Below are 22,250 nucleotides of genomic sequence, written 5' to 3' on the forward strand. Positions count from 1 at the left end.
GCCGCCGTCCGACTCCGTTTCTCCTCCGCGGTCGCCGTCAGTCTGCCGACTCGACCCCGGTGATCTCGAAGCGCGCCCCCCCGGCCTCGCTCTCGACGGCCCGCACCGACCAGCCGTGCGCGTCGGCCACCTGCTCGACGATCCGCAACCCGAATCCGGTCCCCGACTGCGATGTGGAGTAGCCGGCGTCGAACACCGTCCCGCGCAGGTCCGGGTCGATCCCCGGGCCGTCGTCGGCCACGTAGAAACCGTCCGGCAGCGATCCGACCGTGACGGTCAGGTCCTCGCCGCCGTGTTCTATCGCGTTCCGGATCAGGTTCTCTAACAGCTGTTTGAGTCGCCCCTCGTCCGCGACCACCGTCCCCTCGACTTCGGTGCGCAGCGTCGCGTCGCTGGTGTCGACGGTCCGCCAGCAGGCGCCGACGACCCGTGCGATGTCGACCGGCTCGGCGTCGGTCACGGGGTCGCCCTCGCGCGCGAGCGTGAGGAGGTCGTCGATCAGCGCGGTCATCCGGTCGTGGGCGCGCTCGACCGCCGCCAGGTGTTCGCTGTCACACTCCTCGCGAGCGAGTTCGGTCCGGCCCCGCGCGACTTCGAGCGGGTTCCGGAGGTCGTGTGACACGACGCCGGCGAACTCCTCTAGTCGGTCGTTCTGCCGCTCCAACTCCGCAGTCCGATCCGCGAGGCGACGGGTGCGCGCCTCGGCCTGGAACGCCGTCTCGGCCGCGGTCGCCAGGATTCCGGCGAGGTACTCGTCGACGCTGCCGAGCATGCCCGGCTCCGTCTCGCCGATCGATATCGTCCCGAACTCGCCGATCGGAACGATGAGCAGGCTCCGGAGCGGCGTGTCGACGTCGAGCGCGTCGGTCGTCCGGATGTCGTCGAACTTCCGGAGTTCGCCCGCCTCGAACGCCGCCCAGTTGAGGCTCCCGCCGTCCGGCGTGAACGTCTCCCGCTCGGGCAACACCTCCGTCGCGCGGTCGGAGACGGCGACCGGGACCAGCCCGCCGGCCGCCTCGTCGTAGAGCCGGACGGTAACGATCGAGAACTCCAGGACGTCGGTGGCGGCCGCGACGGCCTGCTCGGCGATCGCTTCCCGCGACTCCGCGCGGACGAGCGTCCGCGTGGCGCCGTGGAGCCGCTCGACGCGGCTCTCGCGCTCGATCCGGTCGAGCGCCGCTTCGAGGTGGTCGGTGAGGATCTCCGCCACGAGGACGTCGGTGTCGGTGAACTCGTGCGGGTCCGGGGAGGAGACGACGAACAGCCCGTGGTCGCCGATCGGGCCCAACACGAGGCTCTCCGCCGGGGAAGGCTCGTCCAACCGATCGGACGACGAGAGCTCGTCGATGACGACCGACCCCTCGCCGCGGAAGGCGCCCCACGCCAGCGCCGCGCGCGATCCTGCCGGCGCGTCGCGGTCGTACGACGGCTGCTCCTCGAACAGCATCGGCACAGAGTCGCCGAGCGCGGCCGGCTGGAGGCTCTCGCCGTCCTCCGAGAGCAGGTGGATCCCGCTCAACCCGGCGTCGATCAGGTCGTCGACCGCCTCGACCGCCAGCTCGGCCGCCTCGTCGGTGGTTCGCGTGTAGTTGAGCTCCCGCGTCCACTCCCGGAGGCTCGCGAGCGTCCGCTCGCGCTCCTTCCGCTCGGAGATGTCGCGCGTAGTGACGACGTACCCCTCGATGCCGTCCGTCTCGATCCGGTCGCTGCCGACGGACTCGAGCCAGCGGTAGCCGCCGTCGGTCGTTCGGAACCGGTACTCGGCGGTCGGGGGGTCCCCGTCGCCCTCGAGCGCGCCGAGCGCCTCACTCACGGCATCTCGATCCTCCGGGTGGATGTACTCCAGCGCCCGCTCGCCGAGGAGGTCCGACGGCGCGTAGCCGATCACGCTTTCGCACGACGGACTCAGGTACCGGAATCGCCAGTCGCTCGACAGCACCGTGACCACGTCGCCGGCGTGTTCGATGAACGCCCGGTGTCGCTCGCGCTCGCTGTCGTCGCGGACCACGCCGACGAACCGCCGCTCGCCGTCCGCGGTGAACTCACCGTACGAGATGGAGACGGGGACCTCGTGGCCGTCGCGGTGGAGCGCGTTGAACCGGACGTCTGACCAGTCGACGCTCCGCTCGCCGTCGGCGAGATACCGATCGACCGCCTCGAGGTGGTCGTCGCGGTGTCGTTCCGGTATCAGCGTCGTGAGCGGTTCACCCTCCAGATCGGCCGGTTCGTACCCGAACATCGGCTCGACGGCGGCGTTCGCGAACCGGATCACGCCGTCGGTGTCGACCGACAGGATCGCGTCCGACGCCCCTTTTGCGACCGCGCGGAACTGTCCGACGGCCTGCTCGGCCTCCCGCTCGGCCCGCCGCTGCTCGACGGCCTCGACGATCCGGTCCGCCAGCCGCTCGCACTGCTCCGTGTCGCTGGACTTCCGCATGTAGTCGGTGACGCCCGCGGATATCGCCTCGCTCGCGACCGCCTCGCTCCCCCCTCCGGTGAACAGGATGAAGGGAAGGTCCGGGTCGCGCTCACGGACCTCGTCGAGGAGATCGAGGCCGTCTCGACCGGACAACTCGTAGTCGGAGACGATACACTCCACGTCGCGCTCCGACAGCGTCTCGAGTCCGGCGGCCGCGTCGGGCGCCGTCTCGACCGCGATCCGGTCTCGCTCCTCCCGTAAGAACGACGCGACGACCGCACGCAGGTCCGGGTCGTCGTCGACGAGCAGGACCGGGATGCGGTCGGTCATACACTCGGATTACTTACCATTCGGGTATAACGGTTTTGCCCCGCAGGCGTCGAGCGGTCGGCTCCGTCCGAGCGGTCAGCGGTCGCCGGCCGCGATCGCCCGGGGCTCCCGAACCGGTCCGTCAGCCCGCCGCTCGCGGCTCACTCGTCTTCGGCCGGGGTCTCACCGGCGGCCGGACGGAAGGCGACCAGCCGCTCGCCGTCGGTGGCCCGCTCGCCGATATCGACCGTCACCGCGTCGCCGATCGCGACCGCCGGGGCGGCGTCGTCTCCGTCTCGCTCCGCGTCGCCGTCGCGGACCACGCCGGTGAGCCGCGTCGGGCCGAAGTCGACCACCGCGGTCGCGTACGGCGCGTCGTCGGCGAAGCGCGGCGAGGGGACGTGGACGACGCTGTACGTCTCGACGGTCCCCGTCTCGTCGAGGGGCTCCCGCGAGAGTTCGGGGGAGCCGCACTCGGGACACACCCGCCGCGGGGGAAGGGAACCGTGCCCCTCCGGGCAGACGACCGCGAACCCGTCCCCGTCTGCGAGCGCGTCGAGCCACTCGGCGTACTCTCGGTCCGTCGGCGACGAGGCGTCCGCCGCGTCCGCGCCGTCGTCGCTCATTCCGCCACCTCCAGCACGTGGACGACCGCGCTCGCGACGGTCCCGCCCGCATTGTGCGCGACGCCGACCTCGGCGTCCGGAACGTGGTCGCTGTTGGGGTGGTCGCCCCGCAGTAGGCGGGTCAGCTCCGCGATCTGCGAGCCGCCGGTCGCGCCGACCGGGTGGCCCTTCGCCTTCAGGCCGCCGGAGAGGTTCACCGGGAGGTCGCCGTCGGCGGTCGTGACGCCCTCTCGGGCCGCCGCGATCCCCTCACCCGGCTCGAACAGTCCGAGCGACTCCAGCGCCAGCACCTCGGCGATGGTGAAGCAGTCGTGGACCTCCGCGACGTCGACCGCGTCGGCACCGATGTCGGCGTCGGCGTAGGCCGCGTCGGCCGCGTCGTCCGCCGCGGGCGTCCGCGCGAGGCTGTCGCGGTCGCCGAGCGCCATCCGGTCGGTCCCCTGTCCGGTCCCCGTCACCGCGACCGGCGCGTCGAGGTCGCGCTCGGCCGCGTACTCCTCGGAGACGAGCACGAGCGCGCTCGCGCCGTCGGTGATCGGACAGGCGTCGTACAGGTGGAGCGGCTCCGCGACCGGCGGGGCGTCCATCGCCTCGTCGACGGACACCTCCTTCCGGTACTGGGCGTACTCGTTCGGCACCGCGTTGGCGTGGTTCTTCGACGCGACGTGCGCGAGGTCCTCGCGGGTCCCGCCGTAGGCGTCGAAGTACGCGTTCGCCATGAGCGCGTACGCGCCGGGGAACGTCACGCCCGACCGGACCTCGAATAGGTCGTCGGCGGCGATGGCGAGCCCTTCCGTCACCTCGTCGGTCGGGAGGTTCGTCATCCGTTCCATTCCGCCCGCGAGGACCACGTCGGCGTCGCCGGCCGCCACCGTCCGGACCGCCTCGCGGACCGCGACCCCGGCCGACGCGCAGGCCGACTCGTAGCGCGTCGCCGGGCAGCGGACCCCGGCGGCCTCGGCCATCAGCGGCGCTTGGTGGCCCTGGTGTTCGGCGAGCGAGCCCATGAAGTTCCCGTAGTTCAGCTCCTCGACGTCGGACCGAGCCACTGCGGCGTCCTCGAACGCCCGGAGCGCGGCCTCCGCGAACAGATCGCGGCCGGTCCGTTCAGGGTGGCTGCCGAAGGGTGTGAGCCCGACACCGGCGACGCGTACCTCAGACATACACGAACGATGATCGGGGATGCGGTTTAGCTCTGCCGGAAGCGGGAGTCCCGGTCGGCGGACGGCGGAGCAGCGCGTGGGCGAGGAAGAGAAAAATTGCCGGACTGCGTCGAGGGTCTGCCCGCGCTCAGCCGATGTACCGGAGGTCGTCGTCCGGCACCGCCGGCCCCTCCTGCATCTCGCGGATCTTGCCGACGACCTCCTCCATCTCCTCGGCGCGGTCCTCGAGGCTCTCGTAGTCGACGCGCAGATCGAGGACGGCTTCGAGGACCTCCAGCACGGCCCGCGCGCTCTTCGGGTCGACGAGGTAGCCGCTCGTCTCGCCCATCAGGCACGTGGCGTCGAAGCCGCGGCGACCGCCGAGCCCCAGCACGAGGCCGGAGACGCCGACGATGCCGCCGGCCGGTTCGTCCGCGCGGAACTCGACGCCCGCGTCCTCCAGGTCGGCGGTGAGGTCGCCGTCGGAGACCGCGCCGAGGACGGTGTACTCCTCGACGAGTTCGCCGGTCGGGACGCCCCCGAGGGCGAACGCGCGCTCGGCACCGAACTCCGCGGCGACGTCGAGGAACGTCGAGGTGAGCCGGTAGTGGCCCGCGTTCGACCCGGCCTGGTGGTCGCCGGTCAGCACGAGCAGGTCGGCGCCGTCCGTCTCGACGGCGTGGAACTCCGCGCAGGTCAGCTCCGCGACCCCCTCGTCGTCGACGCTCACCTGCGGGGGGAACTCCGTGGCGTACACCCGGCGGACCAACTCCCCGTCGAACTCCTCTAAGATGTGTTCGGCCGCCAGCTTCCCCACGTGGCCGACGCCCGGCAGCCCCTCGATCAACACCGGGTCGTCCAGCTCCGGCGTCGCGACCTCGTCGATCTCGATGTCCTCCATGTCCCGTCCGTCCGGGCGGCGGTCACAAGAGCGTGGCTATTCGCGCGTCGGTACCGTCCTCGCGATCGACCGAGGGGTCACTCCGTCCGTCGTCGCGCCCGCCGCCGGTACTCGCCGTACGGGTCCTCCGGCCCGAACGGGGCCGGCGCGCTGTTCTCGGTGGGACCGTCGCACTCCGGGCAGCGATCGCCGAGCGCGTACACCGGTCGGTCGTGGACGCGCTCCCAGTTCGCGCAGACGCGGATATCTGATTTCACGGATAGAAGGGTCGTGTTACGGGAAAACGGTCGTGTCCTCGGCCGATCGGCGCTACTCGTCGTCTTCGCGGCGCTCGCGGTGGAACTCGCCGGCGCCGCCGGCGGCCTCGATCGACTCGCGGGCGCGCTCGGCGGCGGCCTCGAGCTGCGACTCCGCCGTCTTGTAGTTCGGCGCGCGGACCTTGATCCGGTACTCGGGCGAGCCGACGTAGCCGACGTCGAGGTCGACGCCGTCCGGGATCTCGCCGTTCCCCTCGGCCGCCGCGAGGGCGTCGCGCACGTCGTCGACGCCGTCGGGGGCCGCGGACTCGAGGTCGACGTACCCGGTCACGTCGACGTACGGGACGGAGACGTTGTTGCGGGCGGCCGTGACGATCGCGTCGACGGTGTCGCCGTCGACGTCGATGTCGTCGAGCGCCTCGTCGCCGCTGATCGCGGCCGCCTCGAAGGCGTCGTAGAGGCTCTCGTACTCCGCGAGGAGGGCGTTCGCGACCGTCGTGTAGCGGTCGTCGTCGACGTCCTCGCCGAGCGCGATCAGCATCCAGTTGTCGGCCTTCTGGGCGTTCTTCCAGTCTTGGATCGTCTCCTTGCGCTGATGTTCGTTGACGTCTTTGATCGAGAGGTCGATCTGGTTCGACGACTCGTCGATCTCCAACACCTTCGCCACGACCGTCTGTCCCTCGCGGACGTGGTCGCGGACGTTCTTGATCCAGCCGGAGGCGACCTCGCTGATGTGGCAGAGGCCGCGCTTGTCCTCGTACTCGTCGAGGTCGACGAACACGCCGAAGTCGGCTATCTCGTCGACTTCGCCAACCACTAGTTCGCCGGGTTCGGGCCAGCCGCTGTACTTCATGACGGAGATGCGAGGCGGTTACCGCGCCTCAACGGTTTCGACGATCTCGCCGTGAAGCTCGGCCTCACCGCCGGTCGGGGTCGCGAGGGTCGTGCCGCAGACCGCACACGACACCGTGGAGGAGGCCTTGCCGAAGACGACCTGTTCGTTCTCGCAGTCGCCGCAGGCGACGCGGTGGAAGTCTCCCGCCATGCTTACTCCTGGAACGTGAGACGGCCGGCGCGCCATCCCTCGCGCATGTGAGCCTTCCCGCAGTCGCCGCAGCGGTACTTCAGGTGGGTCTTCTTCGTCGGCTTGTCGCCACCGGGCACCTTCGAGTACCCGCCGGCGTTGCCGATGGTCGCGAGCGCGCGGCGTCGCTGCCGAGCGTCGCGTTTCATTCCGGTCGCGCGACCCGATCGAACCTTCTCCACCTCGTGCTCGTGGTGGGAGTCACAGTGGGGGCAGTACGTGTTGAAGCGGCGTGGCATTTCCATGGATATCGACCTTGAAACGCGGTTCGTCGCCGACGCTTAAAACGGGTTTGGTCTGGGGCGCCGGCGAGGCGCCGCCCCTGACCGAGCGTCCGATGCGCCGCTCAGTCCGCCCACTCCGCCACCGCGCGCACCGGCGACCCGTCGGCGCCGCGAAGGCGGAGCGGGAAGGCGTACAGCCGAAACCCCGACGGGAGGCCGTCGAGCGCGCGGAGGTTCTCGACGATCGGGAGCGAGTCGCCCAAGAGCGCGTCGTGAGCGGGGGTCCCGTCCGGCTCGTTCCGTTCGGACGACCGCGCGTCGGCCGCGCCGCTCGCCGCCGGCGTCGGATCCGGTCCGAAGGTGTCGAGGCCGACCCCGACGCCCGCGGCCCGACAGCGCTCGACGGCCGCCGCGGTGAGGTACGGGTGGTCGCGGTACCGGTCGCTCCCCCAGTGAGACGCCCAGCCGGTGCGGAGGACGAGGAGGTCGACGCCGGGGTCGAGGTCGCTCGGCTCGGGCAGCACCTCGGGCGGAATCGCCGCTCGCGGTTGCAGCGGTCGAAGGTCGACGAGGCGCGCGTCGAAGGCGAACCGACCGACCGGCTGGTCGTCGATCGCCTCCCCCTCGGGGAGCGTGTGGCGAGGCGCGTCGACGTGGGTTCCCGCGTGGGTGCCGGTCCGGAGTTCGCTCGTCGCGTACCCGTCGGCCTCGTGGGTCGCGTCGGGCGCGAGCGTCACGTCGGGGTCGCCCGGGTACGTCGGCATCCCCGTCTCGGTCGGTCGCGAGAGGTCGCGGAACACGGTCGGCGGTCGGACCGCGGCGCGGTTAAGTCGGTCGCCGTCAGTGCCCCCGACACGACGGGGTCGGCCCGCCGTCGTCCGCGGGGTTCCGCGGCCCGAACGTATTTCCTGCGCCCGCCGCTGGGTGGTTCCATGTCGGAACTGCCGCTCGACGCCTACTACGACCTGACCCAGATCGGCGAGGTCGCCGTCTCACCGGCGGGCGACCGCGTCGCCTTCACCGCGACCGAGTACGACCAGGCCGCGGACGAGGCGGTCTCCTCGCTGTTCGTCGTCCCGACCGACGGCTCCCGCGAGCCCCACCGCCTGACGAGCGCGTCGGGCGCCGCCTCGCCGACGTGGGGACCCGACGGCGACCGCCTCGCGTTCGTGGCCGCCCGCGATCGCGACGCCGAGAAGCGGGTCGGCTGGCGGGACCGCGACGATGAGGACGCGGGCGACGCGGAGGGCGACGCGAGCGAGGACGACGCGGACGACGAATCGGCCGACGGTGAGGGCGAGAACCACCTCGGCAGCGACGACGAGCCCAAGCCGCAGGTGTGGATCTTCGACCTCGCCCTCGGCGGCGACGCGCGACAGGTGACCGAGCGCGACGAGGGCGTCGCCGGGTTCGACTGGTCGCCCGACGGCGACCGACTGGTGATCGAGTCGCGCGACCCGACCGACGAGGAGTCCGAGTACCTCGACCAGGTCCGCGAGGAGGGCGGCCCGATCGAGACGACCCGCCTTCAGCACAAGGTGAACGGCGCCGGGTGGACCGACGACGTGACGCGGTACCTCTTCGTCGTCGACCTCGACGACCCCGAGACCGACCCCCGGCGGCTCGACGACGCGCACGGCGGCGGCGCGTTCGAGGACGTCGCCGGCATGGACCCGACGTGGGGGCCGGGCGACCGGATCGCGTTCACCTCCTGTCGGCTCGACCGCCCCGACGACACCACCGTCCGCGATCTCTACGCGGTGTCGGCCGACGGGGGCGACGCGGAGCGGCTCACGGGCGGCGACCTCGCCCACGGCGCGCCCGCGTGGCACCCGGACGGCGACCGGATCGCGACGACCGCGAGCGACCCGGACGACCCGCCCGCGCCGGCGGAGGTGTACCTCGTCGACGCCGCCGAGGGGGAAGGCGACGACCCGGATGCCGACGACCGCGACGCCCCGACCTCGGTCACTGCCGCTCTCGACCGGACGATCGCCCGCGGCGGCGGGGTCGAGTGGGTCGACGGGTCGATCTACACCCGGATCGCCGACGAGAGCCACACCCGGTTGGTCCGCGTCGAGACCGACGGCAGCGCGGAGCGCGTCTTCGAGGCGCAGGGCCGCGACCGGGCCATGGTCGGGTTCGACGTCGCCGACTACGGGGCGACCGCGGTGACGGTCCTTTCTGAGCCGGAGTCCGGGACCGACCTGTACGCGGTCGACGTCACCGACCTCGACGCGGCCGCCGAACCCGACTCCCTTCGCCGCCTCACGAGCGTCAACGAGTCGCTGACCGACGAGTTCCCGATGCCGGAGGCCCGCCGCGTCGAGTGGGAGTCTGACGGCTGGACGCTCGACGGCGTGCTCTACCACGGCCCCGACGTGGATCCGGACGACGGCGACCACCCGCTGGTGGTGGCGATCCACGGCGGCCCGATGTCGTACGACGAGCCGGTGTTCAGCTTCGGCCACGCCGCCCTGACGAGCCGAGGGTACCTCGTGTTCCGGCCAAACTACCGCGGCGGTACCTCCCGCGGCCGGGAGTTCACCGCGGAACTGAGCGGAAAGTGGGGCACCGCAGAGGTCGACGACATCGCGGCGGGCGTCGAGTCGCTCGCGGACCGCGGGTGGGTCGACCCGGACCGCGTGTTCGGCCACGGCTTCTCGTACGGCGGCATCGCGCAGGGGTTCCTCGTCACGCAGGAGCCGGACCTGTTCACCGCCGCGGCGCCGGAGCACGGCATCTACGACCTCCGTTCGGCGTTCGGCACGGACGACACCCACGTCTGGCTGGAGGCGGAGTTCGGGCTCCCGTGGGAGGACCCCGAGGCGTACGCGTCGTCGACGGCAATGTTGGACGCCGGGAACATCGAGACCCCGCTGCTCGTGATGGCCGGCGGCGAGGACTGGCGGTGTCCGCCCTCCCAGTCGGAGCAGCTGTACGTCGCCGCCCGCAAGCAGGGGGTCGACGCGGAGCTGGTCGTCTACCCCGACGAGCACCACAACATCGGTGACCCGGACCGCGCGATCCACCGGCTAGAGAAGATTCTCGGCTGGTACGAGACGCACGACCCGGCGATCGAGGCGGCGGACTGAATCGCGGCGGCTCCCTCCGGCGGAACCGCTCTCAGTGTTCGACGAACTCGACGAGGACGCCGCCGGTGGACCGCGGGTGGCAGAACGCGACCTCGTGGCCCCACGCCCCCGGGCGCGGTTCCTCGTCGACGAGGTCGATACCGAGGTCGCGCGCGTGGTCGAGCGCCGCCGGCAGGTCGTCGACCGCGAGCGCGACGTGGTGAACTCCCGGTCCCTCGCGGTCGAGATACTCCGCGATCGTCCCGCCAGCGTCCGGTTCGAGCAGCTCGAAGTACCCACCGCCGTCGAGTTCGAGAAAGACGATCCGCATGTCGTCGAACGTCTCCTCGTGGGCGACCGGGGCGTCGAGCAGGCCGCCGAACAGGTCGGCTAAGTCGGTCGCGTCGCGGGTCGCGACGCCGACGTGGTCGAAGCGCATACGGTTCAGTTCCGGCGGCGTCGACTTATAATGACCGCGCGGTTCCCGGTCGCCCTGCCCCTATCCCAAGGTTTGGGTGCGTCCCTGCCGTACCTCGCATCATCACCCAGCCGTGAGCGACTCAGAGACAGGCGGCTCGACGGAGCAGATGACCTCGCGGAACATCCTCGGGTCGCTGCTCAAAAGCGGGCTCCACGAGATGAACCGCGAACGGTCCGGGCTCCTCCTCTCGGGACTGTCCGCCGGGCTCGACATCGGGTTCGGACCGCTGATGATGGCAGTCGTGTTGACGCTTTCTCCGGGGACCTTCGGCGATCTGACGACGGAGCTCCTGTTGGCGTCAGTCTACTCCGTCGGCTTCATGTTCGTGATACTGGGGCGCTCGGAGCTCTTCACCGAACACACGACGCTGGCGGTCATCCCGGTGATCGATCGGCAGGCCTCGGTCCGCCAGCTCGGCCGGCTCTGGGGACTGGTGTACGCGGGGAACATCGTCGGCGGGCTGCTGTTCACGCTGCTCGTGACGCTGCTGATGCCGGAACTCGGCGTCGTCGACCCGACTTCCTTCGAGACGATCGCGTTGAAGCTGGTCGACCACGACCTCCCGTGGCTGTTCGTCGGCGGCGTCTTCGCCGGGTGGCTCATGGGGCTGCTGGCGTGGCTCGTCGCGGCGGCCCAGGACACGACCGCTCGGATCCTCCTCGTGTTGATAGTCACCGGAACGATCGGTCTGCTCCACCTCCCGCACTCGATCGCGGGCAACGTCGAGGTACTGTTCGGGCTGATCGTCTCCTCGGCGATCACTCCGATGGACTACGTCGCGTTCCTCGCGCTGGCGACGGTCGGGAACGCCGTCGGCGGCGCGGTGTTCGTCGCGCTGCTGAAGTACGGTCACGTCGTCCGCGGCGCGGACTGAAAACGCCCGGACAGGGGCGACCGCGGATCGTCCCCGACCTCACCGCCCCGGCTTGTACTCCCCGAACTCGTCGCGGAGCACGTCCGATATCTCCTGGACCGTCGCGTACGCCTTCACGGCGTCGACGACGTGCGGCATCACGTTCTCCGTCCCCTGTGCGGCCTCGCGCAGTCCGGCGAGCGCCTCGTCGACCGCGTCGTCGTCGCGCTCGTCCTTGACCCCCTTCAGGCGGTCCCGCTGGTTCTGCTCCTGATCGGGGTCGACCTCTTCTAAGTCCATCTCGGGCTCCTCGTCGACCTCGAACTCGTTGACGCCGACGATGATCCGTTCGCCCTCCTCGATCTCCTGCTGGCGCTCGAAGGCCACGTCTTGGATCTGGCGCTGGACCCAGCCGCTCTCGACGGCCTCCAGCATGCCGCCGCGTCGGTCGACCTCCTCGAGGATCTCGAACGCCTCCTCCTCGATCCCGTCGGTGAGGTCCTCGACGTAGTACGAGCCGGCGAGCGGGTCGATCGTGTCGGCGGCGCCCGACTCGTGCGCGAGGATCTGCTGGGTGCGGAGCGCGGTGCGGACGGACTTCTCCGTCGGCAGCGCGAGCGCCTCGTCCTTCCCGTTCGTGTGGAGGCTCTGGGTGCCGCCGAGGACCGCGGCCAGCGCCTGATAGGAGACGCGGACGACGTTGTTCTCGATCTGCTGGGCGGTGAGCGTCGAGCCGCCGGTCTGGGTGTGGAACTTCAGCTGCTTCGACTTGGGGTTCTCCGCGCCGAACCGCTCGTCCATGATCTTCGCCCACATCCGGCGGGCGGCGCGGAACTTCGCGGCCTCCTCGAAGATGTTGTTGTGGGCGTTGAAGAAGAAGGAGAGCTGCGGGGCGAACTCGTCGACGTCGAGCCCGGCGTCGAGGGCCGCCTCGACGTACTCGATCCCGTCGCCGAGGGTGAAGGCGATCTCTTGGGCCGCGGTCGACCCCGCCTCGCGGATGTGGTACCCCGAGATGGATATCGTGTTGAACTTCGGGGTCTCCGCCGCGCAGAACTCGAAGATGTCCGTGATCAGCCGCATCGACTCCTTCGGCGGGTAGATGTAGAGGTTCCGCGCGATGTACTCCTTCATGATGTCGTTCTGGATCGTCCCGCGGAGCTGCTCGCGCGGGACGCCCTGCTTGTCCCCCATCGCGACGTACATCGCGAGCAGCACCGCGGCGGGCGCGTTGATCGTCATCGACGTGGACACCTCGTCGAGGGGGATCGAGTCGAAGACGGTCTCGAAGTCGTCGAGGGTGTCGATGGCGACGCCGGAGCGCCCGACCTCCCCCTCGGCCATCGCGGCGTCGGAGTCGTACCCCATCTGCGTCGGGAGGTCGAACGCCATCGACAGCCCCGACGAGCCCTCGTCGATGAGGTAGCGGAACCGCTCGTTCGTCTCCGCCGCGGTGCCCATCCCGGCGTACTGGCGCATCGTCCAGAGCCGCCCGCGGTGCATCGTCGAGTAGACGCCGCGGGTGTACGGCTCCTCTCCGGGGTAACCGAGGTCCTCGCGGTAGTCCAGGTCGACGTCCGCCGGCGTGTACAGCGGATCGACCTCCTGCCCGCCGGTGTCGGTGGTGAACGTCTCCTCGCGCTCGCCGAACCGGTCGACCGTCTCGCCGTAGGTGCCCGCCTCCCACGACTCCTTGCCCTCCCGGATCTCGGCGAGTTCCTCAGGGTCGTACATTACTAAATCGGTCGACCGAACGGGACTTAACAGTTTTCAGGGACGGGCGGGCGCGGGCCGCGCGACCGGCGGCGCCACGGCACCCCGTCCTCGCGGGGGCGATTTAAGTATCCCGCGTTCGACACGGCCGCATGGACGTACTCACGGACCCCGCGCGCCGCTTCCTCGCCGCGACCGCGCCGGACCACACCGCGGTCCAAGCGGAGATGGCCGACCTCGCCGACGAGTGGGGGTTCCCGATCATCGGTCCCGAGGCGGGGGCGGTCCTCCGGCTGCTCGCGCGGCTGACGGACGCCGACCGCGTCTTCGAGTTCGGCTCCGGCTTCGGCTACTCGGCAACGTGGTTCCTCCGCGGCGGCGCCGAGAGCGTGGTCTGTACCGAGTTCGACGCCGACGAGGCCGAGCGCGGCGTCGCGTTCGCCGCCGACCACGGCTACGCCGACGGCGTCACCTTCGAGGTCGGCGACGCGATGGAGACGGTCGACCGCTACGACGGGCCCTTCGACGTGGTCCTCATCGACCACCAGAAGGGCCGGTACGCCGACGCCTACCGGACCGTCCTGCCGAAAGTCCGGTCCGGGGGCGTGATCGTCGCCGACAACATCGCCCGGGGGCCCATCGACTTCGAGACCCTCGTCGCACACTTCGAGGCGGGCGAGCCGCTGCCGGACGACGCCGTCGACGGAGCGACGCGCGGCATCGGCGAGTACGTGGGGACCGTCCGCTCCGACGACGCGGTGGAGACGGCGATCCTCCCCGTCGGCTCCGGAATCGCCGTTTCGACGGTCGTTCGATGAGATCGAACGGAACGGTCATCATATCGAGTTACATATATTACTCCGGGTGTGCGGACCGTACGGGACCGACGGGACGGCGGGGCGAACGCGCCGTCACCGGTTCGCGTACTCGTCGGCGCCGGCGCTGCTCCCCGCTGGCTCCGGTATCTCCGTTTCGGCGGTTATTCGGTGAAACCGAACGAAACGGTTATCATGTCGAATAGAAAACATCAGTCCGGATGAGCGGAGCGAACAGAGCCGACGGGATGGCCGGAGCGAAAGCGGCGTCGCCGGTCCGCGTGCTCGTCGTCGACGGGGGACTGGGATTCGCAGAGGCGGCCGCCTCGCGGCTCGAGTCGCGCGACGACCGGATCGAGGTGCGAACGGCGGTCGACGCCGACGCGGCGCTCGACGCACTGTCCGCGGCGACGTTCGACTGCGTGGTGTCCGGCTACGAACTGGCGGAGACCGACGGGGTCGACCTGCTCGAAACGGTCCGTGACAGACACGGCGACGTGCCCTTCGTCCTGTTCACCGGATCGGGGTCCGAAGCGGTCGCCAGTGAGGCGATCTCCGCCGGGGTCGACGAGTACGTCAGGCGGAGCGAGCCCGCCGACCAGTACGCGCGGCTCGCGGGCGCGGTGACCGAACTCGTCTCGGAGACGCGGGACGACCGTCGGCTCGCCACGCACTTGGAGCACACCAGCGACGCCTTCTGCGAACTCGACGCCGAGTGGCGGCTGACGTACCTCAACGGGCGGGCGGCCGAGTTCATCGAGCGCGACCCGGATGAGGTGCTCGGCGAGCGGATCTGGGACCTGTTCCCGGAGATCGTCGGCACCGACGCCGAGACGGCGCTGCGCGAGGTCGCCGAGACCGGCGAGGGGAAGCGGTTCGAATACCACGTCGACCGGCTCGGCGCGGACCTCGTGGTGAACGCGTACCCGGCCCCCGGCGGGCGGGCGCTGTACTTCCGCGACGTGACCGAGCGGCGAGAGCGGGAGCGAGAGCTCCGCGAGCTCTCCGAGCGCCTTCAGCTGGCCGTGGAAGGCGCCGACATTGGCGTCTGGGACTGGAACGTCCGGACGGACGAGGTCCGGTTCGACGAGCGGTGGGCGGCGATACTGGGGCACGAGCGCGACGAGTTGGCGTTCGAGCTCGGCACTTGGGAAGAGCGGGTTCACCCCGACGACATCGACGCCGCGTGGAGCGCCATCGAGGCTCACTTCGCCGGCGAGTCGGACCTCTACCAGTCGGACTACCGGATGCGGACGGAGTCGGGCGACTGGAAGTGGATCCGCGACCGCGGTCGTGTCGTCGAGTGGACCGACGACGGCGAGCCCCGGCGGGCCGTCGGGATCCACATCGACGTCACCGAAGAGAAGGAGCGCGAACGCGACCTCGAACGGTACCGGCGGATCGTCGACGAGCTGCCCGAGTCCGTCTGTACATACGACGCGAACGGCCGGTTCGCCCTCGTCAACGACCACCTTGCCGAGGTGTACGACGCCGCTCCGGAGGGGCTCGCCGGCGAGTCGAGTCGCCTCGTCGAGCGTGTTCGAGCGGCGAGCGACGGGGACCCGTGGCGGGCGCTCGTCGAGGGTGACCGCGACTCGCTGACCGGGACGACGGAAGTCGACTTGCCGACGAAGTCGGACGCCATCGTCGACTACGACTTCAGCCGGCTGGTCATCGACGGCGAGCTTGACGGCGTCCTCGGCATCTCTCGGGACGTGACCGAGCAGCGACGGCGTCAGCGCCGGCTCGAACGCACCTCGGCGCGCCTCGAAGCGCTGTTCGAGGGGTCTCCCGACATGATCGACATCCACGACGAGGGGGGAGAGATCGTCGACGCCAACCGGGAGATGACCCGAGAGCTGGGGTACGACCGCGACGAGGTCGTCGGGATGGACGTATGGGAGGTCGACGCGGAGCTGGAGCCCGACGAAGGGATACGGCTCTGGCAGGGGTTGGAGATGGACGAGACGGTGCGGCTGGAGACGACGTTCACCCGCGCGGACGGGTCGACGTTCCCCGTCGAGGTCCACGTGCGACGCATCGACGTTCGGGGGGAAGACCGGTTCCTCGCGAGCAGCCGGGACATCTCCGAGCGGAAGGCGTACGAGCGCCGGATCGAACGGGAGAACGAGCGGCTCGACGAGTTTGCGAGCATCGTCTCACACGACCTCCGGAACCCCCTCAACGTCCTCTCGGGGTACCTGCGTCTCGCCCGCGAGACCGGGGACGACTCGTACTTCGACCGGTGCGAGCGCGCGCTCGATGAGATGGAGCGACTCATCGAGGACGTCCTGACGCTCGCCAAACAGGGCGAGGCGGTCGGCTCGTTCGAGCCCGTCCACCTGGGCGAGCTGGCCGCCCGGTACAGCGACGACGCGTTCGGGTCGGCCGAGGGCGAGGACCCCTTCGGCGGCGACGAGACGGAGGGAGAGCCTCGCGTCACGGTCGCGGTCGAGGCCGACGGCGAGATCTGCGCCGACTCCGGGCGGGTCGGCCAGCTGCTCGGGAACCTGTTCCGCAACGCCGACGAACACGGCGGGGACCGCGTCGTCGTCGGCGACCTCCCGGACGGGTTCTACGTCGCGGACGACGGCCCCGGGATCGACGCGGACCGCCGCGACGAGGTGTTCGAGAGCGGCTACACGACTTCGGAGACCGGCACCGGGTTCGGGCTCTCCATCGTCCAGCGCATCGCCGAGGCGCACGGCTGGGAGGTCGCGGTGACGGAGGGGGAACGCGGCGGCGCTCGGTTCGAGTTCACCGGCGTCGACCGGCCGGAGTCGCCCGCGGAGACCGCCGAGTCGTCGGGCTGAGCGTACGGCGCGGGAAAGAGAAGACTGCGTCGACCCGGCTAGAACGCGCCGGTGTAGACGCTGACGTCGGCGTTCAGCTCCTCGCGGAGAGCGCTGTGAACGTGGCAGATACCCTCGGCGCGCTCGGCGATGTCCGCGGCGGTCTCGTCGTCGAGGTCGGCCTCGACGTGGACGTCGAAGGCGATCGACTCGAGGTCGTCGTGGTCGTCCAGCTCGGCGCTGGCGTCGATCTGGATCTGCCCGAGCTCCTCCTCGCCGCGCTGGCTGCCGCCGACGCGGAACGCCGGGAGGTAACAGGAGGCGTACGTGGCGACGAGCGTCGCGTTCGGGTTCGGTCCCGTCTCGTCGGTCGCGTCGATCTGGAGGTCGAACTCGCCGACCTGACTCGTGCTGGCGTATCCGGACTCGGAAACTGTGGATGTCTCGATGTCTGCCATAGTCGTCTCGCAGTTCGGACTCGCGGGGATAAAAGTTACCGCCATCGGCGCGCCGACACCGCCGCGACCCGTCGCCGAGGGCGGCGGACCGGCCTCAGTCGTCTTCTGACGCGTCGGACCCCAGTCCCGTCGCCCCCCGGAGGTCGGCCTCGATCGCCTCCAGCGTCCGGCCGTTCGTCTCGGGCACGACGCGGTAGGTGAAAAGCAGCGCGACGAGGCTACACGCGCCGAACAGCCAGAACGTCATCGGCGTGCCGATCCCGTCGAGCAGCACGGGGAACGAGAGCGCCACCACGAGGTTCGCGAGCCAGTTGGCGACGGTCACCAACCCCATCGCGCTCCCCCGGACGGCGAGCGGATAGATCTCGGAGATCAGCAGCCAGAACACCGGACCGAGCCCGATGGCGAAGAACGCGACGAACGAGACCAGCGTCAGCGTCGCCAGCCACCCCATTCCGCCGGTCGGGTCCGCGAACTGGAAGACAAGGCCGGCGACGGTGAGCGACCCGATCATCCCACCGGTCCCGACGAGCAGGAGGGGCCGCCGCCCGACGCGGTCGACGAGGAGGATCGCGACGACGGTCATGACGACGTTGACCGTCCCGATGGCGACCGAGGCGAGGATCGACTGCGAGCTGCCGAGCGCGGTCGACTCCAGTATCGTCGGCGCGTAGTACATCACGGCGTTGATCCCGGTGACCTGTTGGAAGACTGCGAGCCCGAGGCCGACGATCAGCGCCGGGCGCATCCACGGGCTGAGCAGGTCGCGGACCCCGTTCCCGGACTGGGCCTCGACGGTCGCCTCGATCTCCGACAGCTCCGACTCGATCTCCCCGTCGCGCGTGCGACGGAGGACGGCGCGAGCCTCGTCGGTCCGGCCCCGCTCGTAGAGCCACCGCGGGCTCTCCGGCATCCGGGACATCCCCGCGGCGAGCACGAGGGCGGGGACCATCCCCGCGCCGAGCATGATCCGCCACGATCCGGAGCCGGAGAAGGCGTAGTTGACGAAGTACGACGAGAGGATCCCCACGGTGACCATCAGCTGGTTCAGCGAGGTGAGCCCCCCGCGGACGGCGGGGGGCGCAATCTCGGAGATGTACAGCGGGCCGACGATCGACGCGAACCCGATGGCGATCCCGTCGATCATCCGCCCCGCGACGAGCACCTCGACGGTGGGCGCGACCGCCATGAGGAACGAGCCGAGGAAGAACACCCCGGCCGACAGCAGGATAAAGCGCTTGCGGCCGATTCGGTCGGACAGCTGCCCGCCGACGGCCGCGCCGGCCGCCGCGCCGACCATCGCGCCGCTGACCACGATCCCCTCCACCAAGGGACTCAGCTCAAAGGCGGTGTCGATGAAGAGGATGGCTCCGGAGATGATCCCCGTGTCGAACCCGAACAGGAGTCCGTTGAGCGCCGCGAGCGCGGAGACGATGTACACGAACCGTCCCCCGTCTCCGCGTATCGCGGCCCGCATATCGGCGGTTGACATGGTGTACCGATCCGGCGCTAATCATCTTTTATTTAGAAGACTTCTGATTTATTATTAATTTACGTATATCCAATATATTTCTGTCAGCGGAGCGCGACGAAATCTACCACTGGGACGGCTTATATTTATTCGGATCCGAATAGTATCTTATTACCGGTCCGCCCGGCAGTCGGGACTCGACGCGTGACAGTGGTACGCCGAACGCGGGCTCGAAACGGTGCCTCGCGCGGCCCTCGCGCTCCGCGGACGCGTCGTCGTTTCGCGAAAAGAGCCCGGTCGGAGCCCCGTCGCCGTGGGCACGGGACGCCCCTCGCGCTACTCCAGCGTGTACGTCTCGTCGCCGTCCAGGACGACGGGCTCGGCGGCGGCCCCCGCCGCCTTCACCTCGCTGACGAACTCCTGCGTCTCGATCTCGATCGGGCCGAACGAGTCGTAGTGCATCGGGAAGACGACGTCGGCGCCGACCCAGTCGGCGGCGATTCCCGCGCCGGCGGGCCCCATGGTGAAGTGGTCGCCGGCGGGCAAGGCGGCGGCGTCCGGCTCGAGGTACGGCGCGATCACGTCGACCATCTCGGACATCAGGCCCGTGTCGCCGGCGTGATAGAAGGTGGTACAGTCCGGGTCGGACTCCTGGGTCGGCTTCTTGTCGCCCACGACGAAGCCGGTCGGCATGCCGCCGGCGTAGTCCGGGTCGTTCTCGATGCCGTTCGAGTGGTCCGCCCGGACCATCGTCACCCACGCGTCGCCGCACTCGACGGTGCCGCCGATGTTCATCCCCCCGGCCGGCACAGTGTTCTCGAGGCCGAAGTTCTCTTGGACGTAGGCGGTCAGCTCCGGGGTGGCGACCACGGTGGCGTCCTCGAACTCGGCCGCGTCGGCGATGTGGTCCGCGTGGCCGTGGGTCAAGAGCAGGTAATCGGGGTCGAGGTCCGCGGGATCGACGTCGGTCTTCGGGTTGTCGAAGAACGGGTCGATGAGCAGCTCCGTGTCGTCGACGACGACGTGCCACGTGGAGTGGCCGTGCCAGGTGAGTTCCATGGTCCGTTCGATGCGTCTCGGCGAACGGTAATAAAACTCGACGCTGCGGATCCCAATCGGCGCGCGATAGAGAGCGGGGCCACGGCGAACCGGTCCGCACCGCGACCGGCGGTGTCTGTTCGTCTCGTCTTCGCAGTTTTTCCGCAGACTGATCAGTTCGAGCGGCGGCCTGCGCAATATCTTCCCGCGAATACAGCCTTAACAATCGGATCGTCCTACGACGCCCGTGACAGTGGAGCCTCGACATGGCGGGTGAGCCGACCGACGAACGCGTCGAGGACGGCTCGAATGACGGCCGATATCGTCACCTCATCGAACACGTTCAGGACGCGGTCGTTGAGTTCACGCTCGCCGACGGAGAGCCAACGGTCAGCGACGTCAATCGGGCGTTCGTCGACGTCTTCGGCTACGAGGCCGACGACATTCGCGGCGAGTCGCTCAACGAGTGGGTCGTCCCCGACTGGAAGCTCGCGGAGGCGAGAGAGTTGGACACGAACACCGCCTCCGGCGCGATCAACTACCAGCAGGTGACCCGTGAGACCGCGACCGGCCTCCGCGAGTTCCTCTACCGGGGGATCCCGTACGCGACCGGCGACGCGGACGACGACACCCCCGACGGCGGCTTCGCGGTCTACACCGACCTCACGGAGGTGTCCAGAAACGAGCGGCGGCTGGAGGTGTTGAACCGGATCCTCCGGCACAACCTCCGTAACAACGCAAACGTCGTCGCCGGCCACACGACGCGGTTGCTGGCCCAACTGGAGGATCGACGCGGCGAGACGGTCGACGTGGCGGCCACGATCGAGCGCGCCGCCCACGAGCTCGAACAGCTGGCCGACGAGGCCAACCACATCCGTCAGGTCCTCGAACATCCGACCGACGAGGTGGCCGACATCGACCCCGAACCGACGGTGCGCGCCGTCGTCGACGACCACCGAGAGCGGACGCCGAGCGCCGACATCGAGATCGAGACCGGCGAGACGGGTCGGGTGATGGCCGACAGCCGGCTCCGGTACGCGGTCGACAGCCTCGTCGACAACGCGATCGAGCACAATCCGAGCCCGGAGCCCCGGGTCCGTCTCCGGATAACGAGCGCGGAGGGCCTCTCGGGCGCGGCGTCCGGGGAGTGGGTCGTGATCCACGTCGAGGACGACGGCCCCCAGATCCCGGCCGACGAGCGGGACGTGATCCGCGACGGATCGGCGATAACGCCGACGCACCACGGAAGCGGGCTCGGGCTCTGGCTCGCTGAGCTGACCGTCGAGACGTTCGGCGGAGAGCTCTCGTTCGGCGCGAGCGACCTCGGCGGGAACGACGTGTCGATCCGGCTCCGCCGGCGGTGAGGAGAGGAGTTAACACGCCTCCGCGCGAACCGACTGTCGATGCCCTCCAAGCGGACCGACGCCCCGCCGCCGACCGACCGGTGTCACGAGTGTGCTCAGGCGGTTCCGGCCGGGGCGAGCTTCTGCCCCGACTGCGGCGCCGACCTCGATGGCCCCGCCGCGTACTGCGCCGAGTGCGGCGAGGCGTTCGACGAGGACGACCGGTTCTGCTCGAACTGCGGCGCGTCGCGGTCGGGCGACGGGTCCGCCCCGGCCGCGTCAGAGAGCCGGACCGACGCGGCCGAGCGCCCGAGCGATGCGGAACGCGCCTCTCGCTCGGAGCCGTCCCCGGGCGAGAGCGAGCGCGCCTTCAGGCGCCGCGTTCAGGACCACCTCGACGCCGGGTGGGACGTGGAGCGGGACGACGGCGACCGCGTCGTCCTCGTCGACAGGGGGATCGGCTCCGTCGGCGTCCACATCCTCCTGTTCATCTTCACCAGCGGCATCGGCAACCTGCTGTACGGCTGGTGGCACTACTCCAAGCTGGCCGAACGGCGCCGACTCGTCCGCGGCGACGAGACGACCGCGCGCGCCCCGTCGAGCGTCGACGGTGGCGGCGGTCGGGTCGAGACCGCCTCCGCGTACGTCCTGACCGCGCTGCTGCTGCTGATCGGCGGCTGGATCGCGTTCCTCTCGGTCGAGTCTGGCTCCCCGCCGGCCGCGCTGATCGGCCTCGCGTTCGCGGGGCTCGGCCTCGGCGTCGCTCCGCCAGTCCGCCGACGGCTCGACCGCCGCCACGGGATCACGCGGTTCGGTCGGCAGCGGACGGTCGACCACCGGATCGTCCGACCGCCCGAGTCCGTCGACGATCCCTGCGTGGTCTGCGGCCAAGAGTTCGACCGCGGACTCGTCAGGCGGCGCCGCGACGAGACGCTCGTCGCCGGCGTCCCCGTCCGCACCCACTCGGTCCGCCACAACCACTACTGCGTCGACTGCGCGCGCTCGGAGGTGTTCGGCGACCGCGTCGACTCGCCGTCGATCGGCGGCCTCGCCGACGAGAGGGTCGCGGTCGACGACGAGGCCGCGGACGGTGGCGCGGGCCGTCCCGCGGACGACGCCGTGGGCGACGGTTCGAGCGCGGAGTCAGCGACTGACTCGGTCCGCGAGTCGGCTGACTCCGCCGAGTGAGTCGGGGCCTCTCCGCCGCGGTCGTCGCTTCCTTCGATGGGTCGTCGCTTGCCCCTCCGCGA

20 protein-coding genes are annotated in these 22,250 nt (G+C 70.2%); 6 read left to right on the forward strand and 14 right to left on the reverse strand.

The features are described 5' to 3' along the window. Positions 1-37 precede the first annotated feature (37 nt). The 9 genes from EXE52_RS09380 to EXE52_RS09420 form a co-directional block, all read right to left on the reverse strand. The gene (locus EXE52_RS09380; RefSeq protein ID WP_089307682.1) at positions 38-2,749 is read right to left on the reverse strand and encodes a PAS domain S-box protein; all 2,712 of its coding nucleotides are present in this window, start codon (positions 2,747-2,749) and stop codon (positions 38-40) included. Positions 2,750-2,889: 140 nt separating this feature from the next. After that, entirely contained in the window at positions 2,890-3,354 is a 465-nt protein-coding gene (locus EXE52_RS09385; RefSeq protein ID WP_049929630.1) for a Zn-ribbon domain-containing OB-fold protein, read from the reverse strand. Then, positions 3,351-4,517, reverse strand: coding sequence for a thiolase domain-containing protein (locus tag EXE52_RS09390; protein ID WP_089307681.1), 1,167 nt, complete (start codon positions 4,515-4,517; stop codon positions 3,351-3,353). The genes EXE52_RS09385 and EXE52_RS09390 overlap by 4 nt, the downstream gene beginning before the upstream one ends. 127 nt (positions 4,518-4,644) lie before the next feature. Beyond that, positions 4,645-5,397: a proteasome assembly chaperone family protein gene (locus EXE52_RS09395; protein ID WP_049929628.1), complete on the reverse strand. Its 753-nt coding sequence runs from the start codon at positions 5,395-5,397 to the stop codon at positions 4,645-4,647. Between the two features lie 77 nt (positions 5,398-5,474). Continuing rightward, entirely contained in the window at positions 5,475-5,654 is a 180-nt protein-coding gene (locus EXE52_RS09400; protein ID WP_049929627.1) for an RNA-protein complex protein Nop10, read from the reverse strand. A gap of 52 nt (positions 5,655-5,706) precedes the next feature. Next, on the reverse strand, positions 5,707-6,507 hold the full coding sequence (locus EXE52_RS09405; protein WP_089307680.1) for a translation initiation factor IF-2 subunit alpha: 801 nt from the start codon (positions 6,505-6,507) through the stop codon (positions 5,707-5,709). Positions 6,508-6,525: 18 nt separating this feature from the next. Further along, positions 6,526-6,699: a 30S ribosomal protein S27e gene (locus tag EXE52_RS09410; protein ID WP_004595868.1), complete on the reverse strand. Its 174-nt coding sequence runs from the start codon at positions 6,697-6,699 to the stop codon at positions 6,526-6,528. A gap of 2 nt (positions 6,700-6,701) precedes the next feature. Beyond that, on the reverse strand, positions 6,702-6,983 hold the full coding sequence (locus EXE52_RS09415) for a 50S ribosomal protein L44e (RefSeq protein WP_004595867.1): 282 nt from the start codon (positions 6,981-6,983) through the stop codon (positions 6,702-6,704). A gap of 101 nt (positions 6,984-7,084) precedes the next feature. Next, complete coding sequence (locus tag EXE52_RS09420) at positions 7,085-7,762, reverse strand: cyclase family protein (RefSeq protein WP_089307679.1); 678 nt, start codon at positions 7,760-7,762, stop codon at positions 7,085-7,087. A 132-nt stretch (positions 7,763-7,894) separates the two neighbouring features. Here EXE52_RS09420 and EXE52_RS09425 point away from each other — a divergent pair, with 132 nt between their 5' ends. Then, on the forward strand, positions 7,895-10,057 hold the full coding sequence (locus EXE52_RS09425; RefSeq protein ID WP_089307678.1) for a S9 family peptidase: 2,163 nt from the start codon (positions 7,895-7,897) through the stop codon (positions 10,055-10,057). Between the two features lie 31 nt (positions 10,058-10,088). On the opposite strand, the gene mce is transcribed toward EXE52_RS09425, so the two are convergent. Then, positions 10,089-10,475: a methylmalonyl-CoA epimerase gene (mce, locus tag EXE52_RS09430; protein ID WP_049929624.1), complete on the reverse strand. Its 387-nt coding sequence runs from the start codon at positions 10,473-10,475 to the stop codon at positions 10,089-10,091. 112 nt (positions 10,476-10,587) lie between these two features. On the opposite strand from mce, the gene EXE52_RS09435 reads away from it, so the two are divergent. Next, complete coding sequence (locus tag EXE52_RS09435) at positions 10,588-11,391, forward strand: formate/nitrite transporter family protein (RefSeq protein WP_049929623.1); 804 nt, start codon at positions 10,588-10,590, stop codon at positions 11,389-11,391. Positions 11,392-11,430: 39 nt separating this feature from the next. Here EXE52_RS09435 and EXE52_RS09440 read toward each other — a convergent pair whose 3' ends face one another. Beyond that, a complete protein-coding gene (locus EXE52_RS09440) occupies positions 11,431-13,104 on the reverse strand; it encodes a methylmalonyl-CoA mutase (protein ID WP_049929622.1) in 1,674 nt (557 codons plus the stop codon). 131 nt (positions 13,105-13,235) lie between these two features. Between EXE52_RS09440 and EXE52_RS09445 the strand changes: the two genes are divergently transcribed. Together EXE52_RS09445 and EXE52_RS09450 are read left to right on the forward strand one after the other, a co-directional pair. Beyond that, complete coding sequence (locus tag EXE52_RS09445; protein WP_049929621.1) at positions 13,236-13,901, forward strand: O-methyltransferase; 666 nt, start codon at positions 13,236-13,238, stop codon at positions 13,899-13,901. A 218-nt stretch (positions 13,902-14,119) separates the two neighbouring features. After that, positions 14,120-16,711 carry a PAS domain S-box protein gene (locus EXE52_RS09450; RefSeq protein WP_089307677.1) on the forward strand — a complete coding sequence of 864 codons (2,592 nt, stop codon included), beginning with the start codon at positions 14,120-14,122 and terminating at the stop codon, positions 16,709-16,711. A gap of 38 nt (positions 16,712-16,749) precedes the next feature. Here EXE52_RS09450 and EXE52_RS09455 read toward each other — a convergent pair whose 3' ends face one another. The 3 genes from EXE52_RS09455 to EXE52_RS09465 form a co-directional block, all read right to left on the reverse strand. Next, a complete protein-coding gene (locus EXE52_RS09455) occupies positions 16,750-17,148 on the reverse strand; it encodes an OsmC family protein (protein WP_086215873.1) in 399 nt (132 codons plus the stop codon). A gap of 94 nt (positions 17,149-17,242) precedes the next feature. Further along, the gene (locus EXE52_RS09460; protein ID WP_049929618.1) at positions 17,243-18,640 is read right to left on the reverse strand and encodes a sugar porter family MFS transporter; all 1,398 of its coding nucleotides are present in this window, start codon (positions 18,638-18,640) and stop codon (positions 17,243-17,245) included. A 315-nt stretch (positions 18,641-18,955) separates the two neighbouring features. Further along, the gene (locus EXE52_RS09465; protein ID WP_049929617.1) at positions 18,956-19,678 is read right to left on the reverse strand and encodes a metal-dependent hydrolase; all 723 of its coding nucleotides are present in this window, start codon (positions 19,676-19,678) and stop codon (positions 18,956-18,958) included. 245 nt (positions 19,679-19,923) lie between these two features. Between EXE52_RS09465 and EXE52_RS09470 the strand changes: the two genes are divergently transcribed. Together EXE52_RS09470 and EXE52_RS09475 are read left to right on the forward strand one after the other, a co-directional pair. Next, positions 19,924-21,021, forward strand: coding sequence for a sensor histidine kinase (locus EXE52_RS09470; protein ID WP_086215870.1), 1,098 nt, complete (start codon positions 19,924-19,926; stop codon positions 21,019-21,021). Between the two features lie 39 nt (positions 21,022-21,060). Beyond that, positions 21,061-22,188: a zinc ribbon domain-containing protein gene (locus tag EXE52_RS09475; protein WP_089307676.1), complete on the forward strand. Its 1,128-nt coding sequence runs from the start codon at positions 21,061-21,063 to the stop codon at positions 22,186-22,188. Positions 22,189-22,250 lie beyond the last annotated feature (62 nt).

This window comes from Halorubrum sp. CGM4_25_10-8A (assembly GCF_005435025.1).
GTDB classification, from domain to species: Archaea; Halobacteriota; Halobacteria; order Halobacteriales; family Haloferacaceae; genus Halorubrum; species Halorubrum ezzemoulense.

Excerpts from the sequence above, each read along its gene's own strand:
- EXE52_RS09445 (WP_049929621.1), top strand. The coding sequence starts at position 13,236 with ATGGACGTACTCACGGACCCCGCGCGCCGCTTCCTCGCCGCGACCGCG.
- EXE52_RS09385 (WP_049929630.1), bottom strand. The coding sequence starts at position 3,354 with ATGAGCGACGACGGCGCGGACGCGGCGGACGCCTCGTCGCCGACGGAC.
- EXE52_RS09405 (WP_089307680.1), bottom strand. The coding sequence starts at position 6,507 with ATGAAGTACAGCGGCTGGCCCGAACCCGGCGAACTAGTGGTTGGCGAA.
- EXE52_RS09450 (WP_089307677.1), top strand. The coding sequence starts at position 14,120 with ATGAGCGGAGCGAACAGAGCCGACGGGATGGCCGGAGCGAAAGCGGCG.
- mce (WP_049929624.1), bottom strand. The coding sequence starts at position 10,475 with ATGCGCTTCGACCACGTCGGCGTCGCGACCCGCGACGCGACCGACTTA.
- EXE52_RS09440 (WP_049929622.1), bottom strand. The coding sequence starts at position 13,104 with ATGTACGACCCTGAGGAACTCGCCGAGATCCGGGAGGGCAAGGAGTCG.
- EXE52_RS09455 (WP_086215873.1), bottom strand. The coding sequence starts at position 17,148 with ATGGCAGACATCGAGACATCCACAGTTTCCGAGTCCGGATACGCCAGC.
- EXE52_RS09470 (WP_086215870.1), top strand. The coding sequence starts at position 19,924 with ATGGCGGGTGAGCCGACCGACGAACGCGTCGAGGACGGCTCGAATGAC.
- EXE52_RS09390 (WP_089307681.1), bottom strand. The coding sequence starts at position 4,517 with ATGTCTGAGGTACGCGTCGCCGGTGTCGGGCTCACACCCTTCGGCAGC.
- EXE52_RS09475 (WP_089307676.1), top strand. The coding sequence starts at position 21,061 with ATGCCCTCCAAGCGGACCGACGCCCCGCCGCCGACCGACCGGTGTCAC.
- EXE52_RS09460 (WP_049929618.1), bottom strand. The coding sequence starts at position 18,640 with ATGTCAACCGCCGATATGCGGGCCGCGATACGCGGAGACGGGGGACGG.
- EXE52_RS09395 (WP_049929628.1), bottom strand. The coding sequence starts at position 5,397 with ATGGAGGACATCGAGATCGACGAGGTCGCGACGCCGGAGCTGGACGAC.
- EXE52_RS09380 (WP_089307682.1), bottom strand. The coding sequence starts at position 2,749 with ATGACCGACCGCATCCCGGTCCTGCTCGTCGACGACGACCCGGACCTG.
- EXE52_RS09410 (WP_004595868.1), bottom strand. The coding sequence starts at position 6,699 with ATGGCGGGAGACTTCCACCGCGTCGCCTGCGGCGACTGCGAGAACGAA.
- EXE52_RS09425 (WP_089307678.1), top strand. The coding sequence starts at position 7,895 with ATGTCGGAACTGCCGCTCGACGCCTACTACGACCTGACCCAGATCGGC.
- EXE52_RS09465 (WP_049929617.1), bottom strand. The coding sequence starts at position 19,678 with ATGGAACTCACCTGGCACGGCCACTCCACGTGGCACGTCGTCGTCGAC.
- EXE52_RS09415 (WP_004595867.1), bottom strand. The coding sequence starts at position 6,983 with ATGGAAATGCCACGCCGCTTCAACACGTACTGCCCCCACTGTGACTCC.